This is a genomic window from Streptomyces sp. NPDC020801, assembly GCF_044334385.1.
Lineage (GTDB): Bacteria > Actinomycetota > Actinomycetes > Streptomycetales > Streptomycetaceae > Streptomyces.
Window position 1 is genome coordinate 371,846 of record NZ_JBIRST010000002.1, and the last position, 21,497, is coordinate 393,342.

Below are 21,497 nucleotides of genomic sequence, written 5' to 3' on the forward strand. Positions count from 1 at the left end.
ACGCAGCCCACTTGAAGCACAGCCAGACGTGGCTGACGAGCCCATGCTGATCATTCGCGCCCCGTACGCTCATGGCCTGCTGGAACGGGCCACCGCCGCCAAGGCGCGATGAGGAGCTGACGTGACCGAGGCCGACCTGGTACTCGTACTGTGGGACATTGACCGGACGCTGCTGTACGTCGGTGACATCGACCGGCAGGTCTATCGCGAAGCCTTTGCGGAAGTCGTCGGCCGCCCGGCAGAACGCCTACCAGCCCGCGGAACAGGCGTAACCATGCCACTCGCGATCCGCGGACTGCTCCTCGACAATGGTGTGCCGGAAAGGAACATCACCGAACTCGTTGCGCGCATAGTCGAGTTGTTGCCGCAGCGGTTGGCCGGCCACTGGGCGGACCTCCGCAGTAAGGGCGTACTCATGCCGGGAGCGATCAATGCCCTGCGCGCCGTCCACGATCACCCCCATCTGGTACCGACCGTCGTGACCGGCAACCTCAGAGCGAACGCTCTCCTGAAGCTCGAAGCCTTCGGCCTGGACCGCTTCGTAGACACCGGAATCGGCGGCTACGCCTCCGACGACGCTCACCGGCCCAATCTTGTTGCCACCGCCCAGAAGCGGGCGGAAGTCAAATACCGCACATACTTCAGCCGTTCCAACACCGTGATCATTGGGGACTCCCTCGAAGACGTCCGCACCGGGCGCGAAGGCGGATCCGCCGTAGTGGGTATTCCCTCCGGCAAGGTGACCGCAGTCCAACTACAGGAAGCAGGGGCCGACGTCGTCTGCAACAGCCTCGAGGATGTACGGGGCCTGATCGAGGCCGTCGCGCGCGTTACGGCCCAATTTATGCAGCCTTGACCTGGACGACACCGACACAAACGCGCCACATGGCGGCGGGAGCAATGGCCGTATCACGAGAGTGATACTCCAGCGCCAAGGTGCGGTCGTATGCTGTCGTGCGGATGAGACTCTTCCACGACCTGCTATCCGCGTGAGACCGCTCCTTCGGGGTTCGTGGACGGGCGCCACGCTTGATACACCCAGCGAGCCCGCCGACGAACAATCTCGGTGCTTCCAAAGGAATCCACTCTGATCGGAGACGGAAATCGATGCCAGGTCGCATGGTTCGCGCATCGTCGCGCAGAATGCACCCTCACAGGTATCAGCTAGAACGCGGATAGTGAGTCGGTGGAAGAACGACCCGACATCCGTGGCCGTCGGCCTACTCGCCTTCGGCGGAGGGACGCTGTTGGCGAGTTCGCTCTTCGGAGTATGGATTGCCTTCAGCATCGTTGCTGCCTTGGCGATTGGGATAGCTGTGGGAGCAGAAGTGCAGCGACGTAGAGCACTTCGGCATGAGTACGAGCAGCAAGAGTGGAAGCGCATCGTCTGGGAAGAGTGGGGCTACCGAGGCGAGTAGGGACAGCGGCCAGTGCCCCGCGCCGCGGGCACAACAGCACCCGGCTGGGTCTCTGCGCATGGGACACCCTGCGTCATCAAGGTCAACCAAGAAGCAGGACTGACCTCTGGGCCCAGATGAACAGCAGCAGAAAGCTGGCCGCGGCCGCCGAACCTACCCGTACGACGACTTCAACGCAGTCAGGAGGAACACCGACCGTGAGCCCTGAACGGCTGTGGATGTGGGCGATCGCACTACGCAAGCGAGATCACCGCTGGCTCGCCAAGCGCGTCAAGCAACTGAACTCGTTCCTCTACCACAACTCACTTGCTGCTGGCGGAGACGTCAGCCCCGACGTGTATCTCGGGCACCACGGACTCGGAACGGTCGTCCACGACAACGTGACAATCGGCCGGCGGGTACGTATCTGGCAGAACGTCACGCTGTCAGTTCGCGCCCCTGCAGGATCACCGCACCGCATCATCATCGGGGACGATGTCATGATCGGGGCAAACGCCGTAGTGATCACCCCGTTTGAGAAGAGCCTCCACATCGGACAAGGGGCGAACATCGGAGCCGGAGCTGTCGTAACCCATGATGTTCCGGCCGGTGCCACAGTCGTCGGCGTACCCGCCCAGGTCGTAGGAGAAAAGACGACCTAGCTCGTCCGTTCCACTTGAAGATGACGGATAGAGCCGAGCGAATCAGGCCGCCAAGGGTGCTGGATGATCGAGATACCGGACGACTTCGCAAGCAGCACAGTCGATCGGGAGGGCGAAGGCAGCAGGGCCTGGCTTGCGTCTCTGCCCCTTCTGGTGGATGAGCTACTCGAACGTTGGAGCTGCACACCGACTGCTACAGCAATGCACGGACAAGTCGGGCTCGTGGTCCCCGTGCTGCACCATGGCGGCCCCGCAGTCTTGAAGATCTCGCATCCGCACCCCGGCCTTGTCCACGAGCCCCACGCTCTTGCCTGCTGGGGTGGACACGGTGCCGTGCTGCTGCATGAGCGTGACGACTCGAACTTCGCCATGGTGCTGGAGCAGGCAGAACAGACCAGCCTTGCTGATATCGACGACGTCGACGATGCGGTGGCCGCCGCAGGCCGCCTCGTCCGTCGATTGGCCGTGCCAGCTCCGCCGCGCCTGCCACGGCTACGTGATCACGCCGAGCAGTGGTGGCTGGATGAAATCCGCGAGGGAGCACAGGAGTTGGCCTATCCGCTGCCGCAGCGGGTAGTCGACACGGCGCTTTCGACCGTGAAGGAACTTGGCCCCGACCAGCCGGACACGCTCGTCCACGGCGACCTGCACTATGCCAATGTGCTGCGGTCCGAGCGAGAACCCTGGCTGGCGATCGACCCCAAAGGGTACGTCGGCGATCCGGCTTACGACGCCATCAAGCTACTCCGCGGCCACTTCGATGATCTGCTCACCGCGAGCAACCTGAGGAGCGCGCTGTTTCGTCGTCTCGACATCTTCGCCGATGCCGCCGAACTCGACCGAGAGCGCGTCTCTCGTTGGGCCCAGGCACGTGCAGTGATGTCCGCGCAATGGGGTCGCCAGAACGGAGACCCTGCTTGGCTCGTGGACATCACGGACCAGATCGCCGAAATCCTGACCTGAGCTCCAGGTGCGGGGCCGCCTGACCGCGCTCCTTCACCTCGACCCGCCGGAAAACCACGGGCGCAGTCCGTGAACGCACGGGACCATGAGGCATGCGCCCGGACGACTGGCACCTCACCCACGACGTTGACAGCTTCCTAGCCCGCGCAGGGGATTTCCTGCACTCGCGCCCCGCCCTGCACACCATCCCCCTGACGGTGACCGAGGCGCTGCGTACGCGAGGACCGCACGCATACGGCGCCGAAGACCCCGTCTTCGGCATCCTGGAGAGGGCGGGCGAGGTCCGCGCGACCTACTTCCGCACCCCGCCCCACCGCCTGAGCCTCACCCCCCTCACCCCCGACGAGTCCGACACCCTCGCTGCCCATCTGGCCGCCCTCGGCCTCCCCGTCCCCGGTGTCAGCGCGGACCGCGACACCGCCGCCGCCTTCGCCGAGGCCTGGCAACGACACACTGGTGCGACTCCGACGCTTCACGAGCGGCAGCGGCTGTACCGCCTCGGCACCCTTACCGCGCCAGAACCGCGTCCGGAAGGCTGGAGCCGGGTCGCTGGCGGCCAGGACCGCGATCAACTCATCTGCTGGCACCGAGAGTTCGCCGCAGCTCTCGGAGCGGCCCCCTCGGCGGACGCCGGCTCTTGGGCCGACACGCGCATCGCCCACGGACGCATCACACTCTGGGGGACCCCCGATGGCACCCCGGTCTCCATGGCGGGCGTGACCCCGATGGTCGCTGGCCAGATCCGGGTGGCACCCGTCTACACCCCGGCCCACCTGCGTGGCCGCGGCTACGCAGGTGCCGCGACGGTCGATGCCAGCCGCGCGGCACTGGTGGCGGGCGCGGCGGAGGTGTTGCTGTTCGCGGACTTGGCCAACCCCACAAGCAACGGTCTGTACCAACGGATCGGCTACCGTCCGGTGACGGACTTCGCACTGTACGACTTCTAGATCAGATCGGCACCCCGTTGATGGTTTCCGGTGGACGCTGCATTCCAAGGAGAGTGCGCAGCGTCCCAGTGCGGGCCCAAGGGCCTGGCTCCGGGGGATCGCTCATCGGCCGGACCCACCTCTCCACGAAGCTCAGAAGGATCGCCGAGCGCGAATGGGGAGAGGTGTTGAAGCCCGATCGGTGCCACGTTGCCGCTGCCATGATCAGCAGTGAACCCGGCTCGGCGTCGAATACCACCTGGCCGTGGACCGGTTGTGGCTCGGGCGGCGACTTCCTTGTGTGAGAACTGGGAACTAGCTCAGTGGCGCCATTGGTGGAATGGAACGGGACCAGCGGCAGCACGCACTGCAGCCCGAGGAGTGATCCGGACACGGGTGCCGGCATCTCGTTGTATGGATAGTCGATGTGCCAGCCATCGACGGGCTGTCGCGGATGGACGACGTTCAGGCTGAAGTCGGAGAGAAGATGGTGCTCGCCCAGAAGCTCGTCCAAGACGGCCGCGAGAGAGGGGTTGGCCAGCAAGTCCACGAACGGTTCGCCGTGACGGAACAGGTCCCACACCCGTGTGGACTTGGGGTAGTGATTCGCATGCACTCCGGACGCGAGGCGGGTCGCGTGGTCTTGGAGCTGCGCTGTGACCGGTTCTGTGAGGAAGCCTGGCCAGATCGCATAGCCCTGCGTCCGCACGTCAGCTGAGACATGGGCCGGATATTCGGGGAGCGTCATTGCTTTGGTGTCCTCCGCGGTTGTGCTCGCAGTTCGATGGCGGTACCGCGATGGTCATGGTGCGAGACGTCAACGAGTGTCACGCCTGACGCGAGGAGCCTTAGGACCTGGGTGACGAAGCCGTCCACGTCGCTGTCGGCTCGACGGATGTCGAAGCTGGTGACGTGGTCCAGGTCCGGTTCGACGTTGGGTTCCACGGAGTCTTCAGGTGCCATCACGGCTGTTCCAGGAGGCGCTGGGTAACGCAAGCGATGGTCTCTTCCGAGCTGAGCAGCGTGACGGGCTGTGTGCCCAGCCACTCCGCCAGCCCATGCAGGTAGTGCTTGACAGAGTCGTCGTCATCGGCCAGGCGGGACAAGTCCAAGATCAGGCATGCAGGTTCGTGGTGCGTGGCTGTCCGCGCCACCCGGCGGAGGGTCTCATCAAGGCGCCCTTCGCGCGCCACGACGCATCCGGCTGCCAACACCCCCAACGCAGGCACAGCAGGTGCCAGCTGAATCCAGCGTGTGATCGCCCGTGGTACAGGGCCCGGTGTGATGGCCAACCTGACTCCGCGGTCAACGAACTCCTGAGGAGGGACGGAAGGGGGCTCACCCGCTGGCAGAGCCACGATTCCCGCTCCTTCACCACGACGTGGCACGCTCTCCGAGGGAAGGCTGTCAGCATCAAGCACTGAGGTTCCGTCGAGCAGCACCGCACTCCCCAGCAGTGGCGGAAGCACGCCACGCAGGCTCGTCACATCGCGACCTTCCCCGAGGGTCAGCGCAAGCATGAGCTGACGCTTCAGCACCCGGGGCTCCACAACGTCAGCCAGGTCCTCGATGGCATCCAACGTCTGGAAAACCCCCTCGTGATTCGCCTCAGGACGCTCCGTGCGCGGGGGCCGAGCAAGAGCATCGCGGACGAGCGGTTCAAGCGCGTCGGGGTCGGCAGTGGAGGTCGCGCCGCCGTACTGGTCGACGACTCGACCAGCGTGTTCGTCGAGCCCTTCGAGGAAGGACACGTCGGGCACGAGCACTAGGTGGGCCCGCCCGCTCAGGGCCTCGGAGAGCGCGTTGTTCCCGGGCTTGATGACTGTCACGTGGGCTGCTGCTAGGAGCGCCGCGAGGCGCGGCTCGTAGCGGCGAACCGTGACATTCGCGGTTTCGCTCAGGGGCCTGCCGGCGTAGTACGGGCCGGTGACGAAGACGAAGCGGGCGCGGTGGCCTGTGGTCAGCAGGCGTTCCGCGACCTGGGCGCAAGCGCCAAAGAGCCGGTCCCCGTAGCCGTCGGGCATCTGGTCGCCGCCCGCGCCGCCGTTCACGACGACCAGCGGCTCACCGTGAGGTGCGTACTCGGCTCGCGTTCGCGCGATCTCCTCGGGCGTGGGCGTGTAGCTCAGGTTACCGACGAAGGAGAACCGGCCGCTGCACTCGACTGCGGCAGCGGAGTCTCCGCTGTGGCCCTCACGGGCAAAGTCTGCGCGGCTTTGGGCTATGAGGATCTTGTCGAAGGACGCGAACCTGCCCTGGGTGCGCAGGTGGTCGAAGGAGGCTCCATCGAGGCGGCGCATGACCAGTAGCCGCGGACGGTGGGCGAGAGAAGGAACAGCGAGGTAGCGCGGGTCGGGGTAGGTGTCCTCAACAACCACGGCAGGGTCGAGCTTGTCCAAGAGCCGATCGAGGATCGCGATATACGCGTCCTCGGCGACGGCCGAGGAGACCCTGTGCAGCAGCGGAAAGTTGATGACGTCCACCGGGGTGTTCTTGAAGAGGCTCAGGGAGCTCGCCTGACTGATGATCACCGGCTTCAGACGGCCCCTGCTCTGCATGGCCTCGGCTATCAGCACAGCGCGTCTGAGATGGCCAAAGCCGATGCCGTTCTTCACGAGTATCGCAACGGTCTTCACGAGGCTCCTCTGCAATCTCTGCTGGCCTACTTGCGGGCGAGCAGGGCGTACAAGAGTGGAATGCGGGGCTCGCTTGCAGGGAGCTGCCACCAGCCGTCCGGAGTGGGCTCCATCCGGTGCCATCTGCGCCACGGCAGTTGATGAGTCTCACGCAGAGCCTCGACGCGCAGGCCGGCTCCGATCACAGCGTTGATCACATCGTCCAGCCCGTGCATCCACTCGAAGAACTCGGTGGAACCCTGCAAGGCGGGGCCGTCGGTATACGTGTGGGTGGACTCACGCTGGATGGCGCCATTGGCCAAGTAGTCGTGTCCGATCACCAGCTCCTCGGCCTCGAAGTTGTGGCCGACGAGGTCGGGGCCGTCACCGCTGTGCGGCCTTGGACGTAGAGCGTTGAGGAGAGGATGGAACTCAGCGATGTAGAGCTTGCCGCCGGGGCGCAGGAGCTGAGTGACTGCCTTGGCCCAAGCCTCCAGGTCGGGCAGATAGTACAGAGCGCCCTTACCTGTATAGATAATGTCGAACTGGCGACCCTCTAGGATCCGCGGGGCGTCATAGACGTTTGCGTGCACGTACTCGACGGGGACTGCGGCCCGAGCAGCGAGGTCTCGTGCCGCAGTGATTGCATCGCCAGAGATGTCCAGCCCCACGGCGTGGGCTCCACGTTGGGCGAAGGCAATCGTCTCTATGCCCAAGTGGCACTGCAGATGGAGCACGTCGAGGTCGTTCAACTCCCCGAGGTCGACCCATTCGAAGGGGGCGAACCAGCGGGACGGGTCGGGAGACTTCCCTTCCTCGAGGCCGTAGTACCGACTGGCGATGTGGACGGATGTTCGCGCGTCCCAGTTCAGCTCGTTGACGCGCATCATGTCCTGGTGCTCGGGGGCAAGCCCTCCTGATGCCTCGGTCATGCGGTTATCGAAGCACCGTCGCAAACGACTGGCGCATCACTGTGGTGATATCACACCAGCAATAGACGTCAGTCCCCCATGAGGCCATCCTCGGTCGGAAGTTGCTTGCCCAGGTCAAACAGGCCTGAGGGCAGACTCTCGCCGGAGTTGAATCAACAACTTTCGGAAGAGAGGGAAGCGCCACTTCTTTCCTGGGAAGTGGCCTCCCGCGTGCTCGTGTCCAAGTCCGAACAACTCACTCGGCCAGGAGAAGGGGCACAACGTGACCACGCTGACGCGCCGATGGTTCCCAAGGCGAATGCCGGACGACACGCGAGTTCGCCAGGTCTACGGCTTCTGCTTCGACAGTGCCGGCCGCGTGCTGCTGGGCGACGAGAGTGAAGACGGAACTCATTGCACCTTGCCCGGAGGAGTCCCAAAGTGGGACGGATTTGACTGCCTCGCCGCTTTGACCAGTGAGTGCCGAGAGAAATATAGGGTCAGCATCACCAGGCCCATCTATCTCGGCTACTGGCAGGTTTTGACTGAAATTCCCGGACTACCCGATGCTGAGCTGTTCCTCGCAGCGAGGGTCACCACGTTCCACCGCACGAGTTCGACCCCGAGGGCTCACCGATTGTCCGGCAGGCTACTGTCCCCGCTTCCCGAGGTCGCCGACCGGCTTGGCTGGAGCGAGGATGGCCCGATTCAGGTGGCTAGCTCAGTAGCAGCCAGCATCTTCGGCCTGAATCCGTCCGCAGCACGACAGGCCGTGCGACGCACCTAGTGGCCAGTGGAAGCAAGGCGAATTTTGAACTCGTCCGGACGAGGCCGCACCAACCAGGGCTCGAACAGTTGATATCACGTCGTGGTGCTACGCGACCCCCTCGCGGCCGTTTTGTGAACTCGTCAGATTCCTAGATGCAGGCGTACGGGAGTGCGTGAGGCCGCAATGCAGATGAAGCGAAGGGAGAGTTCATGAGGGCCGTGCCGCCCAGCCCCAATCCCCATGAGCGCGGGATCCGAAAGGTGAGCGAACACCCCAACCGCGGAATCCTAGTCCTTGCCTACGGCCACAAGCGGTACCACCGCCAGGCGCACACGCTAGCCCTCTCTCTGCAGCGGCACTCACCCGGGCTACACCGCACGCTGGCCACAGATGATGGCGACTGTCGTGCCGCCGAGCTGTACGACGACGTCATCGAGGTAGGTGCGGTGCAGTCGGACGACTGCCGCCAGAAGCTGCACCTCGACAGGTACGCGCCCTACCCGTGCACGCTCTACCTTGATGCCGACGCCCTCGCTGTACGCGCCGTCGAGCCAGTCTTCGACCTCTTCGACGAATCCGACATCGGAGTCGTCGGCCGCGACATCACCCCAACCCAGGAGAGCTCCTGGTACGGCGACGTCGCCTCAATGTGCCACAAGGCAAGCTCAACCTGGCTGCCCAAGTGCAACAGCGGGCTGATGCTCATACGCCCCACGGACACAACCCGAAAGGTCTTCGGGCGAGCCCGCCAACTCGCCCATGGCTACCACGAGTTGGGACTCCATCCTTTCCGGCGCGGAATCGCCGATGAGCCCCTTCTAGCCATGGCGCTGGCCGAGAGCGGCATCCACGCACAAGACCTCACCGCGGTCACGTCCGCAACCCCCATCGGCATCAGCGGACCGCTCCAACTTGACGTACTCAACGGGGAATGCGCCTTCGCCAAGAACGGCACGAAAGTTGCCCCCGCACTCATTCACTTCGCCGCCGACTACAGCTCGGACTACCGGCTCGCCGGCGCCCCCTACCGCCGTGAACGGTGCGCCCTCCGGCTGGCACAGCACAGGCACATCACCGACACGACAGCTCGGCTAATCGCTGGCCTCCGGTACGGGCTCCAATGCGCCGCCTTCAACACCTGGATCCGGATGGCAGGTCGCGCTCCACGTGACCCCTCCGGCGTCTTCGACGAACCGCGACGGCGCACCACCAGCCCTATGGCGATCAGCAGCACGAAGCAGTCCCCAGCCCAGGAGGAGACCACGTGAAGCAGGCAGGTCAGCCCAGAGGCACAGTGCAGAACAACAACGCGGGAGATCCAACCTTCAGGATCTCCTTCCTCTTCCACAAGGATCTCGCGCTGCTCAGCCAGACCCTGCCGCGCTGCCTGGAAGCCCTGACTCGGCACACCCAGGAGACCTACGAAGTGGTGCTGCACTGCGACGGAACCCCATCCGAAACCATCGCTCGACTCGCCAGCCATCTCGACCAATGGGGCGTCGACGAACTGCGCGTCCGCCGTCGCGACCGATTCGTCCCCTCCGGAGACGCATCGAACAACGGGCACCGCAGATTCTTCGACCTGCGCTCTCCGTACCTCATCGTGATCGAAGACGACGTGATCATGTACCGCACCGACCCGTCCTTCGATCCCCTGGCAGCCTGCCGGCGCATCTTCGAGCGCCACCCGCACGTACCCGTGCTGAGCAAGGTGAGCGACTACGACCAATGGTCGTGGAAGCTCGAAGACAAGGGGGACGAAGTAGAGCCCGGGGTGCGCTCAGTGAACCGGCTGTCCACCCACTTCATCGCCTACGACGTGCAGCGGTTCACCCCCGTCGCTAACCGGTTCGGTGCCTTCGACCTCGACGTGTTCATCGACCGGCACGACCTCAGCTACAACTGGGAAGACCTCGTGTCGCACGTCGGTACCACAGGGGGCCGCCACATCGCCTTCCCCGAGAGCTGGCCCGTCGAGGTCTTCCACTGCGACCGCAAGGTCGAGCCGGGCTCGATGTACCACACCCAAGACCCGCAGATGAAGGCAGACGTCGTGGCCGAACTGGAACAGCGGTTCCGCCCGGTCACGGACAAGAGCGAGGGGGCGGCGGCATGACGTCAGCTCCACGGACATCTCGACTGGCGCGCCCGTATGCCGAGCGGCTGGCGCAGTGGCGTACGGCCATGGAAGCAAATCGGCGCATCTCCGACCGCTTCCGCAGCCGGTACTCCATCGTCCTCACACAAATGGAAGCCTTCGCGGCCTCCACGGACATGGCGGCGGCGCGGGAACTCGCCGTGCATCATCCGCACCACGCCATCAGTGCCCTGACAGGGGCCACCACCACCATCGCACCGGCCGGGACAAACAGCCCGCTGACCTTCAGCGGCGACAGGAGCCTGGTGAACGCCCTCCAAGAGCTGTTCACGACCACGGTCGAACTGGACGCATTCCTGGCCAGGCAGGCCCCCCTCACCCAAACCGCGGTCCCTATCCACCCGTCGCGCCAAGCGCGGCTCATCCCGGCAGACGGGCCGCTGCCGTACGACCTAGTGGCTCTTGTGTGGCCTTCCACATCCGTGGGCACCAGGCGCACCAACGAGGCGCTGATCGTCAACCTCCTGCCGCAGACTGCCGGTGACGGCCAGTTCCAGTTCACCGTCCAACGCTCGTACGCGCTCGTCCAGGCAAGGGACGCCACAGACCCCTGGGCGTTCTCCCAGAACTTCGGCATCACGCTCGAGGACCAACTGCGCTCGGGCAACCTCGCTCCGACTGAACGGCACCACGTCGTCACTGCCCTACGAGACTTGCGGCGGGCCATGCTGGATGCGGGCCTGATCTGGCAGGGCTTCGCACCGAGGAACATGTTCCTCAGCAACGGCGTGATCGTCCTCATCGACTTCGAGGAAGTCGTCGACATCGCGACTGCGCCGGCCAGAGCAGCCGAGTGCCTGCTGTGGCACCGCATCTTCTTCGCGGACAGCCTGACCCCCGACGAGGCGCAAGAGATCTTCGCCAACGACGACGGTGCGCCTCAGATTCCGGACAACCACGCGCTTCCGGCGGACCCCTTCGAGAAGGCACTGCTTGCCGTCGAGTCCGTCACCTGGGGGCAACGCCGCGACCTTCTGATGCAGTCGCTCCGTCTCGAAGGCCGCCACAACCGCCCCGAGCAGTCACGCGACAACGGAACCCTCTACGGGCATGAACTGGGCCACTTCTGGGGTGACTTCCTGCCCGTAGCCCAGGAAGTCCGCCTTTTCCAGCATCTGTCCCGGCTCGGAGACGAAACAACGCTGGTCGGATGCCTCGAAGCGTTCGAGGCGGCCATGGAAGCGGACATCTGCCGCACCATCCGTCTGGCTTCCACCGGCGACGACCGTCCCGCGATGCGCACCGATAGCCTCATCGAGGTCCTGGAAGCCGCTGGCACGGCCGCTCTGGCCGAAGCACGCCACAGCACCGCGAACTGGTACGAGCGTCTGGACACGGACCCTGCACGCCTGGTCGACGACCTGCTGTTCCACCTGGGCACGCATGTCGGCGGCGTGACGCAGGAAACCCGAGACACATACCTGGTCGGAAGCACTCAAGCTCGCGACAAGCACCAAGCCGACCTCATTGAGACCCTGCGGTCTGGACTGGACTTCCTACACGGCCGCGAGCCGGAACAGCCCTTCCTGCGCTACGCCGACCCTTCCGCGCTGAGGAAGTCCATCGCGCAGCCGCTCCCACAGCACGGCATCGGCTTCGGACAGGTCCTCGCCGAGGTCAATGACGTCCTTGCCCGCCACTCGATCGGGCAGGGCCACTCCCGGTATCTCGCATTCCCCGACTCCGGCAATGCCCTGGCTGCCCTCGCCGGCCACGTCCTCAGCCCGCTACTCAATCAGAATCTCATCGCTGTCGACCGCAGTGCCCCCTCAGCAACCTTCGTGGAAGCCCAAGTCATCGAGTGGCTGCGCGAGTTAATCGGCTACCCGACGGCCCCGCTGACCGAACTTCGGGGCGTCAAGGACGTCTCCGGCCTGTGGACAACCGGCGGTCACCTGTCGAACCACATCGCCATGCTCGCCGCCCTGGGGCACACGTTCCCGCAGGCACGCAAGGACGGCCTTCGTGCACTCGACACCCAGCCCGCCGTCGTGATGGCTGGCCCCATCGCTCACTACTCCCACAGCGACTCCGCCTTCCACCTGGGCCTCGGCTGGGACGCGGTCCTCTCTGTCGACGCCGAAGACGGCTTCACCACGGACCCGAAGGCCGTCGACAAGCTGCTGTCCAACCCGCCGTCCGGACGCACTCCCTTCATGGTGGTCGGCGTCGCGGGCAACTGCCGCACCACAGGCCTGGACGACCTCCAGGAGCTGGCCAACGTGTGCCGTAAGCACGGCGTCTGGTTCCACGTCGACGCCTGCCACGGAGGCAGCCTCATCTTCAACAAACGCTTGAAGCAGCAGCACCTGCGCGGAATCGAGCAGGCCGACTCCGTGTCGCTCGACCCACACAAGGGCCTTTTCACCCCCTACCCCTCCTCCTACGTGCTCTTCCGGCAGCGGGAAGTCCTGACCCAGTTCAGCCGCCACGAGAAGACCGTCATGGAGGACGACTGCTGGGACCTCGGGCTCATCACACCCTTCCTCGGCTCCCGAGGCTTCGAGAGCCTGCCGACCTGGATGCTTCTCCGCCACGTCGGCACGGACACGCTGGGCGCCCTCGTCGAATCACGCCAGGTCCTGGTGCGATACCTGGAACGGAGGCTCGACGAGACCGGGCTGTTCGTTCGACTTAACGACGTCGACTTCTACCGGTTGGCGTTCGTGTTCTGCCCTCCCGCCGTACGGCGAGCCGTAGCGACGCTCGATCCGGCAGGCAAGACGCGCGCGGCGAAGATCGTCAGCTCCTACACGTCCCGCATCAACACCGCCCTGTACCAGGCCGGCGAGGTCTGCTTCGACGAGCACTCCCTGTCCGACCTCGCCGACCGCGTCGGCGCAGGACGAGGCACTGGCTACACGATCATGGCCGCATGTCCGGGCAACCCGCTGCTCACCCAGAACGATCTTGACGTGGCAGTGGAACGGCTGGTCGAGGAGGCGCTGCCGCTCACCCAGGCCATGCTCACGGAGATATCCGGCAACACCACCCCCGACGCGCCACGGTTGAGCGGCCCGGCCGGTTGGAACGACGCCGAATGACCAGCACAGTCACTGCAGCGATCGACCAGTACCTCCACAAAATGTGCCCTCATGCCATCGGCGTGTTCATTTACGGGTCCGTCGCGACCGGCCAGGCCGGGCCCGGCAGCGATATCGACTGCTTCGTGCTGCTCGCCGAACCCGAGACCGCCGAGACGACGACACATCTGCGATCCGGGTTCGTCGAACTCCAAAGACACCTCGGCTACACACCGGACCCCGAGTACCCGATCGAAGTCTTCACCCGCCAGCAGTGCCGAGAGGCCCTCGATAGCCGCACCGTCCGCCAAGCCATCCAACAGGCACGGACGCACGGGCACGTAGACCCCGAACTGGCCGCATCAGACGAAGCAGAGGTGCTGCGCGCCCTACTCGGGACACGCCTCACCGTACGTACCTGTCCCCAGCTCGACGAGCTGACCGACCACGCCAAGCAGGTCGTCGCACAGCATCTGGGCATCCCGGGAGCACCAGCGGAGCACACGGCGCTTCAGGCGCTCGGCGTCCGCCACGGCAGTTGAACTACACAAGGAAGGACGATCAGTTGGCCACGGAAGACTACGCATGGAAGGCCACGCCGGGACAGCCGCTTCCGGCAGACAACCACGTCCACACGGAGTGGTCCTGGGACGCCTCGACAGCGGTGATGGAGAAGGCCTGCGAAGAGGCTATCCGCCTCGGCCTGCCGGCCATCTCCTTCACCGACCATGCGGACTTCACCACATGGGCGTTCCCCGGGGAGAAGGAAGACTCCTCCATTGTCCGTGTCATCGACACACACGCGCACAGCGGCCTGTTCGACACGGACGGGTACTGGGAGTGCCTGGAACGCTGCCGCGCCCGCTACCCGGATCTCAAGATCCTGTCCGGGATGGAGCTCGGTGAGCCCCACCTGTTCAAGGACGAGATCGGCGCGCTGCTGGAGCGTAGGACCTTTGACCGGCTCCTTGGCTCGCTGCACTCGCTGATCGTCGACGGACAGATCCACTATGCGCCGTTCCTGTTCACGGCCGACAACGCCCAGGAACTGATGCGCACCTACCTCACCGAGACTCTCCACATGGTGGAAAGCAGCGACGTGTTCCACGTCCTCGCCCACATCGACTACCCGATGCGCGCCTGGCCGAAGGACGCGAAGCCGTTCAACGCAAACGACTACGAAGAGGAGTACCGGGCCGTCCTGCGTGCCCTGGCCCGCTCGGACAGGGCACTCGAAATGAACACCCAAGGCCCCTGGCCCGCGGCCGAGGTTGTGCGCTGGTGGTACGAGGAGGGCGGTTCAGCAGTGTCTTTCGGCAGTGACTCCCACGAGCCGGAGACCGTCGGCCGGAACTTCGCCGCGACTGCGGCCATGGTCGAAGCGCACGGCTTCAAGCCGGGCAAGGACCCCATCGACTTCTGGCGCCGATGACCAACCCAGGACAGGAAACGAGGAGATTGCCCGTGCCATCGAAGCCAGCACTGGATCGCCTGGTGCCATCGCCGGTGTTCATCCTCAGCTCGATACGTTCCGGGTCGACGCTCCTGCGGTGCATCCTGGACACTCACAGCAAGATCCGGGCACCGCACGAGCTGCACTTGGCCGATCTTGAAGTCCAGCTCTCCAGCCCCTACATCGAATTGGCGATGCAAGCCTTGAACCTGGAGAAGGACGAGATCGAACACCTGCTCTGGGACCGCATGCTTCACCGCGAACTGGCTGTCGCGGGCAAGGACATCGTGGTGGACAAGACCCCCGGCAACCTGCTGCTATGGCGCAGGCTCGCCGCGTGTTGGCCGCAGGCCCGGTATATCTTCCTGCTCCGGCATCCACTGCACATCCTGGAGTCGTCGCTGGCCGGGAAGCCCGAGCAAGATCCGGCACAGACACAGCAGTTGGTGACAACGTATCTCCGGGAACTCGACGCGGCTCGTCGCACACTCAACGGTGCCACGGTGCGCTACGAGGACCTCACCCGCGATGCGGAGGAGGTGACCCGGGAGATCTGCGCCTACCTCGACGTGCCGTGGGAGCCCGAGATGCTGAACTACGGGACCGTGGATCACGGCCCGTTCGTGCAGGGGATCGGCGACTTCACCGAGAACATCAAGAGCGGCGTCGTCCAGCCCGGCCGGAGCCTGCCGGCAGACGCGGATGTGCCGGACAGCCTGATGGAAGCCTGCCGCGCCTTCGGGTACATGGAGGCCCATCGGTGACAGCCCCGGCAACCAGGGGGGAGGCGCCGGACAACGGCGCCTCCCCCCTTCAACGACAGGACGCCAGGCAAGAGCAGGCACGTGGTGTCATGAACGCGCTGCAACCGCTCCATCGGTGGGAGCAGTTCGGTGTGCCGAAGCTGTGTGGGGCTATGTCGTACGGCCTGCTGGTTTCCCCCGACATTGACATTGAGATCTACGGTTCTCTACGTGTCGATGCCGGGTTCTCCCTCGTATCCGAGTGGGCCCAAGACCCGGCCGTCGACAAGGTCCTGTTCCTCAACGCGGTCAACGAGCCAGATGCCGGTCTCGGCTGGGAGGTGCGCTACCGGGTTCGCTGCGTGCCCTGGACCGTGCAGATGTGGCTGCTACCCACCGACTACGAGGGGCCACGCTCGGCTGACCTCGTGGAACCGATGCGCGCCGCACTGAGTTCCCAGACCCGCAGTGCGATCCTGCGCATCAAGGAATCCCTCGTGGCGCGCGGCACTGAGTACCGGTCGATCGATGTCTACCGCGCGGTCCTTGACGACGGAGTTAACGACGTTGAGGAGTACGACCGGTGGTGCGGGTCGTACTCCTCAACAGGATTGCTCAACTGGCGCCCTGTGCCTCGCCGGTAGCGGGCGCCTACGGCTCACATACGGTCTGGGGCGTCAATCCCAAGGAGGCCCAGGCCCAGCTCCAGGGTCCGAGCGGTGATGTCACACAGAGCCAGGCGGCTCTGCTTGACATCGCCCTCGGCGCGCAGGACAGGGCACTTCTCGTAGAAGCTTGTGAACGCCGACGCCAGCCCGTACAGGTAGTTGGCGAGCTTGTGGAACTCCAGCGTCTCGGAGACCTCGTCGAGGAGGCTGCTGAACTCAAGCAGCTCCAGAGCGAGGGCACGCTCGGCAGGCTCGGTGATGACCAGCTTCTCGACACCTTGCAGCGGCGTTTCCACACCCGCGCGGCGGAAGATGGAGCAGATCCGGGCTCGCGCGTATTGCAGGTAGGGGGCGGTGTTGCCTTCGAAGGACACCATCCGGTCGACGTCGAAGACGTAGTCTCGCGTGCGGTCGGTGGAAAGATCCGCGTACTTGACGGCTCCGATGCCGACGGCCTGGGCGACTGCGGCACGGGCTTCTTCATCAAGCTCGGGGTTCTTCTCGGCGACCACCGCGGATGCCCTGACCACGGCCTCTTCGAGGAGATCCACCAGCTTCACTGACTTGCCGGCACGGGTACGCAGCATCTTGCCGTCGTCGCCGAGGATCGACCCGTGTCCGACGTGCTCAGCGCGGGCGGGTGGAACGAGCCAGCGTGCGTCCCGGGCCACGTCGTAGATCATCGCCAGGTGCTGGTGCTGGGGCAGCCCCACGACGTACAGCAGGCGAGTGGCGTGGAGGTTCCGCAAGCGGTGCCGGATCGTGGCAAGGTCAGTGGCGCCGTAGCCGAAGCCGCCGTCGCCCTTCTTGACGATGATCGGCAGAGGGTCGCCGTTCCGGTTCTTGTAGCCCTCGGGGAACACGCACTGGGCGCCATCGCTCTCCCGCAGGAGGCCGAGCTCGTCCAGCTCATCCACTACGGACTGGAGCTGGTCGTTGTAGTAGCTCTCGCCGAAGAAGTCGTCTTCGGTGAGGCGGACGCCCAGCATGCCGTAGACGGTCATGAAGTACTTCTTCGACTCGTCCACGAGCGTCTTCCACAGACGCAAGGTCGTCTCGTCGCCGCTCTGCAGCAGGACGACCCGCTTGCGGGCCCGGTCCTTGAACGTCTCGTCGGCGTCGAACTTGACGCGCGCGGCCCTGTAGAAGCCGTTGAGGTCGCCGACCGACAGTTCGTGTGCGGCTTCGGACTCTCCGATGTCCAGCAGGTGCTCTACGAGCATGCCAAAGGGGGTGCCCCACTCGCCGATGTGGTTCTGACGAATGATGGTGTGCCCCTGCCACTCCAGGAGACGCACGGCTGCATCGCCGATGATCGTCGAACGCAGGTGTCCGACGTGCATCTCTTTGGCTGCGTTTGGGGCGGAGTAGTCGATCGCGATGGTCTCCGGGGCCTTGGCCTGCGCTACGCCGAGCCGCTCGTCACCGACGGTGTCAGCGAGGAGACGTGCGAGAACCTCGTCGGAGAAGGTCAGGTTGATGAACCCAGGCCCGGAGATCTCGACCGAGGAGCAGAGATCGTCAAGCTGCGCGGCCTCCACGACCCGGCTGGCGATCTCGCGCGGGTTGCCACCGATCTTGCGAACCAGCGCCAGGGCTGCGTCCGACTGGAAGTGAGCGTGCTGGGATCGTCGGATGACCGGGTCGACGGGGGCGCCTGCCACCGTCTCGAATGCCGGGGCCAACCTCTGATGCAGCAATTCTTCCAGATTCGCCATTCTAAAAATCTATCCGAGGCGAAAGAACAGTGTCCAATCACAAGACCCGGGGGCTGGCAGCACCTGAGAGGCGCATCGCGGGCCCCATTACCCGCAGGGATGAGGCGAGCTTAGAAGCTCACTGATCAGGCACTACAAAGGATGTGCGGCATTTGTCCGCCAGGATTTCAAGATCATTTACGCCTGGCTTCCTGCAGCCGCCTGGGCCACCTGCTACCGGGCGGCCCCCTCCTCGTCGTCCGCACGTTCGCCCAGAGCTTCAAGGCCTTCAGCGAAGGTCTCCTTGAGGGTAGCCAGCACGGCCTTCGCCTCGCCCGCGGTGCCGTAGGACGGGTAACCGATCACGCCGGAGTCCGTGTAGGCGTCCACACCTGGGGTGAGCCGCCGAGCACCGCCATCGTGATCGGCGTCCCGTAGCCGAGGTGCACAAGCCCGAGAGTGGAGTGCAAAAGGATGGAGGTCTCGATCTCGCCGGCGTGCCTGTCGCCATGTTTGTCGGAGATCAGGCCGCCATGTTCCCTTACCTAGGCCCGGTTGGAGCTGAGCGGGAACAGCGACATGCGAGACCCATCGACGGTGGGCTCTTGGACCACGTTGGGGAGCACGTAGTTCCTCACGCTGGCCGCTCACGATCACCGGCTTCTTGATCCCTGAGCGTGCGAGGGATGCCCGGATGTCCTCATCAACGCAAACAACCTTTTTGGTGCTGACGCTGACCTTGCCAGGAACCGTGCTCGTGACTGCACGACACCGTTGGCACCTCCTCACTCGTGGGTGTAGCCGGACAAAGTGTCCGGGCCGTTCTAGGCCGGAGAGCGGATGTTGAACATGGCACCGCAGCCCGAATCGCTGCCTGATCTCGCGGCCTGCTCGGCCGCTACCGTGAATGACGGACCAAAGTTGGGGAGGCAGCGCGCATGCGTGGTCTTGGTGATCACCTCAGCATAGGAGAGCGGATCGCGTTCTACCGCGAGCGCCGGGGCTACACGCAGCCCGTCCTCGCCGGCCTCGTCGGGCACAGCACCGACTGGCTGTCGAAGATCGAGCGAGGAGTACGAAAGCCGCCGAGAATCGACAAGCTCGCTGAACTCGCTCGCGTACTGCGTGTCCCTCTCGGCGACTTGATGGGGCAGCCCGTCCTCTTGGAGGACGAAGAAAAACACATGGACGACGTGCCAGCCGTCCGCGATGCGCTGATGAGCCCTCGACGGCTCTCCAAGTTGCTGTTCGGTCCCACGGCGGAGAGGCAGTTGCCGAGGTCAGAGCAGGTGCAGGTCCTCGTCGAGCGCAGCTGGGGCGACTACCAGGCAGGCATGCTTGGCGACGTCATCGCCGCCCTGCCCGGTCTGCTGAGGACTGCCCAGGAGCTGGAAGACCACCCGCCTGGCCATCAGCGGCGCCGCGGCCTCGCCGTCTCGGCCCGTACGCATCACCTGGCGGCAACCACCCTCGCCAAGGTCGGCGAGTCCGACTTGTCGTGGCTCGCGGCCGAGCGCGCCATGCGGGCCGCCGACGAATCCGAGGACCCGCTGTCGCTCGTCTCCGCCGCCCGCTCCGGTACGCACGCACTGCTGGCCAACGGGCGATACGAGGACGCCCTCGAACTGGGCGATACCGCCGCGGCCTGGCTCGCGAGTCAGGTTCGCGACGACGACCCGGCCGCCTTGAGCCTGCTTGGCATGATTCATCTGCGAGCTGCTGTGGCCGCTGCACGACACCAGGATCGGCACACTGCCAACTCCCTGTTGGACAAGGCGAAGCGGCTCGCCGACCGACTCGGTTCCGACGAGAACCACTGGCAGACGTGCTTCGGGCCGACGAACGTCGAACTGCACCGCCTGTCAATCGAGCTCGACCTGGAGAACATCCCGTACGTCGTCGAGCATGGCCGCATCGATGTCTCCCACATGCCAGCGGAACGCGCCGTGACTCATCGCATCGACTATGCGCGCGGCCTCTGCCTCAGGGGGCTCGTCGACGAGTCCTTCAGGGAACTGCGCGAGGCCGAACGCACCTCGCCCCAGCTCGTGCGGAACAATCCACGTGTCCGCGAGACCCTTCGCGATCTTAGGAAGCAGTTCCCGGTCACGGGCGGCAGCCACTCGTCCGAGCTGCTGGCCATGGCCCACCGATGCAGGGCGGTGCAGTGAGTTCGATGCGGGGCAAGGTGCTGGGCGTCGTCGGAGCGAGCGCCGGCGGGATCGAAGAACTGAGTACAGGGCTCGTGATCCCGGCGCTCGAACGGGGCTGGACGGTTGCGGTCACGCTCACACCGACCGCAGATCAGTGGCTCCGCGCAAGCGGGGAGACGGCGAAACTCGAGCGGCTGACCGGCCTTCCCGTACGGTCCGAATCACGTCTGCCGGGTGACTCCCGGCCGCATCCGCCTGTCGACTGCTACGTCGTGGCCCCGGCCAGTGCCAACACCGTCGCCAAGCTCGCCCTGGGGATCTCAGACAACCAGGCGTTGACACAGGTCAACGAAGCCATCGGAACACTGGACCTCCCGGTAGTCGTCTGGCCCCGCGTGAACGCCGCACACGTTCGCCACCCCGCATGGCAAGGGCACATCAAGGCCCTTCACGATTCAGGGGTTCGGTTGATCTACGGAGACGAGGTATGGCCGCTCGCCGAGCCGCGGGCTGGGATGCCGGGGCGCCGGCATCCGTGGGAAGCCGTACTAAGCGAAGCCAGCGAGGCAATGTCCTGACCCAATCAACAAGCCTTGGAAGTAAGGGAAATTGGACCCGGACAGTCTGTCCGGGTCCTTCGCTTTGACCGGCGCCAGTCTGAGGGCATCACCGACTAATGGAGGGAACGGATGCCCGATCAGGGATTGACCGCGGCGCCCCCCAGCGCAACGACCTGGGGCGACGCACCCAAGGGCGGCCCGAACGCACGCACGGATGCGGTAGGTGGCAATGACTACTCATCTCGACACTCGTCTGTTGCTGCCACAACGCCGTCGGGCACCGAGCGCACCGCCGTGAGCGTCGCACGAAGCGCCCCCACGCCAACCACCCGCACCCGGCTCTGCAGCCTCTGCCGAGGTCGCCTGAGTCGGTACAACAGCGAAGACATCTGTTCCGGCTGCGCTCGCAGTGGGACAGCCGTGCAGCCCGCGCGCCCCTTCGTCCCATCCGACGTATGGGCTTGCCAGGACGTCAGACCTGCCCTGTTACATAGAGACTTCGGCAGGCTGTGCCGACTCGTACGAGAGAACGGCCACCTCCGTCAGGAGGACATGGCCCTCCTCACGGGGCTGAGCCAGGCTTTTCTGTCGATGCTGGAATCTGGGCAGCGACGCCTCACCAACATCGACCGAATCATCGTGCTACTGGACGGCCTCAACGCACCCGTCAACATCACGGGGCCGATGCTCCGCTCCGTAGCTGCCGCTCCAGGCCCACATCTGCGGACAGCCTCCTGACGTTCCACCTCATATCGTGATCTCGCCATCAGACTGCGGTGGCGAGTAATCGCAGGCCAGG

General features: G+C 65.0%; 20 protein-coding genes. 15 read left to right on the forward strand and 5 right to left on the reverse strand.

Annotation, left to right across the window (positions count from 1 at the left end):
- Positions 1 to 121 precede the first annotated feature (121 nt).
- The 4 genes from ACH4UM_RS06565 to ACH4UM_RS06580 all read left to right on the forward strand — a co-directional run bounded on the left by ACH4UM_RS06565 (position 122) and on the right by ACH4UM_RS06580 (position 3,969).
- A complete protein-coding gene (locus ACH4UM_RS06565; RefSeq protein ID WP_398174497.1) occupies positions 122 to 856 on the forward strand; it encodes an HAD family hydrolase in 735 nt (244 codons plus the stop codon).
- A 759-nt stretch (positions 857 to 1,615) separates the two neighbouring features.
- Entirely contained in the window at positions 1,616 to 2,059 is a 444-nt protein-coding gene (locus tag ACH4UM_RS06570) for a serine O-acetyltransferase (protein ID WP_398174500.1), read from the forward strand.
- A gap of 63 nt (positions 2,060 to 2,122) precedes the next feature.
- Positions 2,123 to 3,022, forward strand: a complete 900-nt coding sequence (locus ACH4UM_RS06575; protein ID WP_398174504.1) for an aminoglycoside phosphotransferase family protein — start codon at positions 2,123 to 2,125, stop codon at positions 3,020 to 3,022.
- 92 nt (positions 3,023 to 3,114) lie between these two features.
- Complete coding sequence (locus tag ACH4UM_RS06580; protein ID WP_398174507.1) at positions 3,115 to 3,969, forward strand: GNAT family N-acetyltransferase; 855 nt, start codon at positions 3,115 to 3,117, stop codon at positions 3,967 to 3,969.
- 1 nt (position 3,970) lies between these two features.
- On the opposite strand, the gene ACH4UM_RS06585 is transcribed toward ACH4UM_RS06580, so the two are convergent.
- From ACH4UM_RS06585 to ACH4UM_RS06595, 3 genes are all read right to left on the reverse strand, one after another.
- Positions 3,971 to 4,696: a phytanoyl-CoA dioxygenase family protein gene (locus ACH4UM_RS06585; RefSeq protein WP_398174510.1), complete on the reverse strand. Its 726-nt coding sequence runs from the start codon at positions 4,694 to 4,696 to the stop codon at positions 3,971 to 3,973.
- Positions 4,697 to 4,910: 214 nt separating this feature from the next.
- Positions 4,911 to 6,584 (reverse strand): hypothetical protein, encoded by a 1,674-nt coding sequence (locus tag ACH4UM_RS06590; RefSeq protein ID WP_398174513.1) that lies wholly within the window; start codon positions 6,582 to 6,584, stop codon positions 4,911 to 4,913.
- A gap of 26 nt (positions 6,585 to 6,610) precedes the next feature.
- A complete protein-coding gene (locus ACH4UM_RS06595; RefSeq protein WP_398174516.1) occupies positions 6,611 to 7,495 on the reverse strand; it encodes a class I SAM-dependent methyltransferase in 885 nt (294 codons plus the stop codon).
- A 262-nt stretch (positions 7,496 to 7,757) separates the two neighbouring features.
- Here ACH4UM_RS06595 and ACH4UM_RS06600 point away from each other — a divergent pair, with 262 nt between their 5' ends.
- The 8 genes from ACH4UM_RS06600 to ACH4UM_RS06635 all read left to right on the forward strand — a co-directional run bounded on the left by ACH4UM_RS06600 (position 7,758) and on the right by ACH4UM_RS06635 (position 16,264).
- Positions 7,758 to 8,261 (forward strand): hypothetical protein, encoded by a 504-nt coding sequence (locus ACH4UM_RS06600; RefSeq protein ID WP_398174519.1) that lies wholly within the window; start codon positions 7,758 to 7,760, stop codon positions 8,259 to 8,261.
- Between the two features lie 242 nt (positions 8,262 to 8,503).
- The gene (locus ACH4UM_RS06605) at positions 8,504 to 9,511 is read left to right on the forward strand and encodes a hypothetical protein (protein ID WP_398174522.1); all 1,008 of its coding nucleotides are present in this window, start codon (positions 8,504 to 8,506) and stop codon (positions 9,509 to 9,511) included.
- A complete protein-coding gene (locus ACH4UM_RS06610; protein ID WP_398174525.1) occupies positions 9,508 to 10,359 on the forward strand; it encodes a glycosyltransferase family A protein in 852 nt (283 codons plus the stop codon). The genes ACH4UM_RS06605 and ACH4UM_RS06610 overlap by 4 nt, the downstream gene beginning before the upstream one ends.
- 68 nt (positions 10,360 to 10,427) lie before the next feature.
- The gene (locus ACH4UM_RS06615) at positions 10,428 to 13,445 is read left to right on the forward strand and encodes a pyridoxal phosphate-dependent decarboxylase family protein (RefSeq protein WP_398174528.1); all 3,018 of its coding nucleotides are present in this window, start codon (positions 10,428 to 10,430) and stop codon (positions 13,443 to 13,445) included.
- Positions 13,442 to 13,966 carry a nucleotidyltransferase family protein gene (locus ACH4UM_RS06620; protein ID WP_398174531.1) on the forward strand — a complete coding sequence of 175 codons (525 nt, stop codon included), beginning with the start codon at positions 13,442 to 13,444 and terminating at the stop codon, positions 13,964 to 13,966. The genes ACH4UM_RS06615 and ACH4UM_RS06620 overlap by 4 nt, the downstream gene beginning before the upstream one ends.
- A 23-nt stretch (positions 13,967 to 13,989) precedes the next feature.
- Entirely contained in the window at positions 13,990 to 14,856 is an 867-nt protein-coding gene (locus ACH4UM_RS06625) for a histidinol-phosphatase HisJ family protein (protein WP_398174534.1), read from the forward strand.
- A 32-nt stretch (positions 14,857 to 14,888) separates the two neighbouring features.
- Positions 14,889 to 15,641, forward strand: coding sequence for a sulfotransferase family protein (locus ACH4UM_RS06630; protein WP_398174537.1), 753 nt, complete (start codon positions 14,889 to 14,891; stop codon positions 15,639 to 15,641).
- A gap of 89 nt (positions 15,642 to 15,730) precedes the next feature.
- Positions 15,731 to 16,264 carry a hypothetical protein gene (locus ACH4UM_RS06635; RefSeq protein ID WP_398174539.1) on the forward strand — a complete coding sequence of 178 codons (534 nt, stop codon included), beginning with the start codon at positions 15,731 to 15,733 and terminating at the stop codon, positions 16,262 to 16,264.
- A gap of 14 nt (positions 16,265 to 16,278) precedes the next feature.
- Here the strand turns inward: ACH4UM_RS06635 and argS are convergent, their stop codons facing one another.
- Both argS and ACH4UM_RS06645 read right to left on the reverse strand, forming a co-directional pair.
- Positions 16,279 to 18,006 (reverse strand): arginine--tRNA ligase, encoded by a 1,728-nt coding sequence (argS, locus tag ACH4UM_RS06640; protein WP_398174541.1) that lies wholly within the window; start codon positions 18,004 to 18,006, stop codon positions 16,279 to 16,281.
- Between the two features lie 213 nt (positions 18,007 to 18,219).
- Complete coding sequence (locus tag ACH4UM_RS06645) at positions 18,220 to 18,375, reverse strand: hypothetical protein (protein ID WP_398174544.1); 156 nt, start codon at positions 18,373 to 18,375, stop codon at positions 18,220 to 18,222.
- A gap of 548 nt (positions 18,376 to 18,923) precedes the next feature.
- Here ACH4UM_RS06645 and ACH4UM_RS06650 point away from each other — a divergent pair.
- The 3 genes from ACH4UM_RS06650 (at position 18,924) to ACH4UM_RS06660 (ending at position 21,436) form a co-directional block, all read left to right on the forward strand.
- Complete coding sequence (locus tag ACH4UM_RS06650) at positions 18,924 to 20,156, forward strand: helix-turn-helix domain-containing protein (protein ID WP_398174547.1); 1,233 nt, start codon at positions 18,924 to 18,926, stop codon at positions 20,154 to 20,156.
- 5 nt (positions 20,157 to 20,161) lie between these two features.
- Positions 20,162 to 20,716: a flavoprotein gene (locus ACH4UM_RS06655; protein WP_398174550.1), complete on the forward strand. Its 555-nt coding sequence runs from the start codon at positions 20,162 to 20,164 to the stop codon at positions 20,714 to 20,716.
- Between the two features lie 111 nt (positions 20,717 to 20,827).
- Entirely contained in the window at positions 20,828 to 21,436 is a 609-nt protein-coding gene (locus ACH4UM_RS06660; protein WP_398174553.1) for a helix-turn-helix domain-containing protein, read from the forward strand.
- The last annotated feature ends 61 nt before the right edge of the window (positions 21,437 to 21,497 follow it).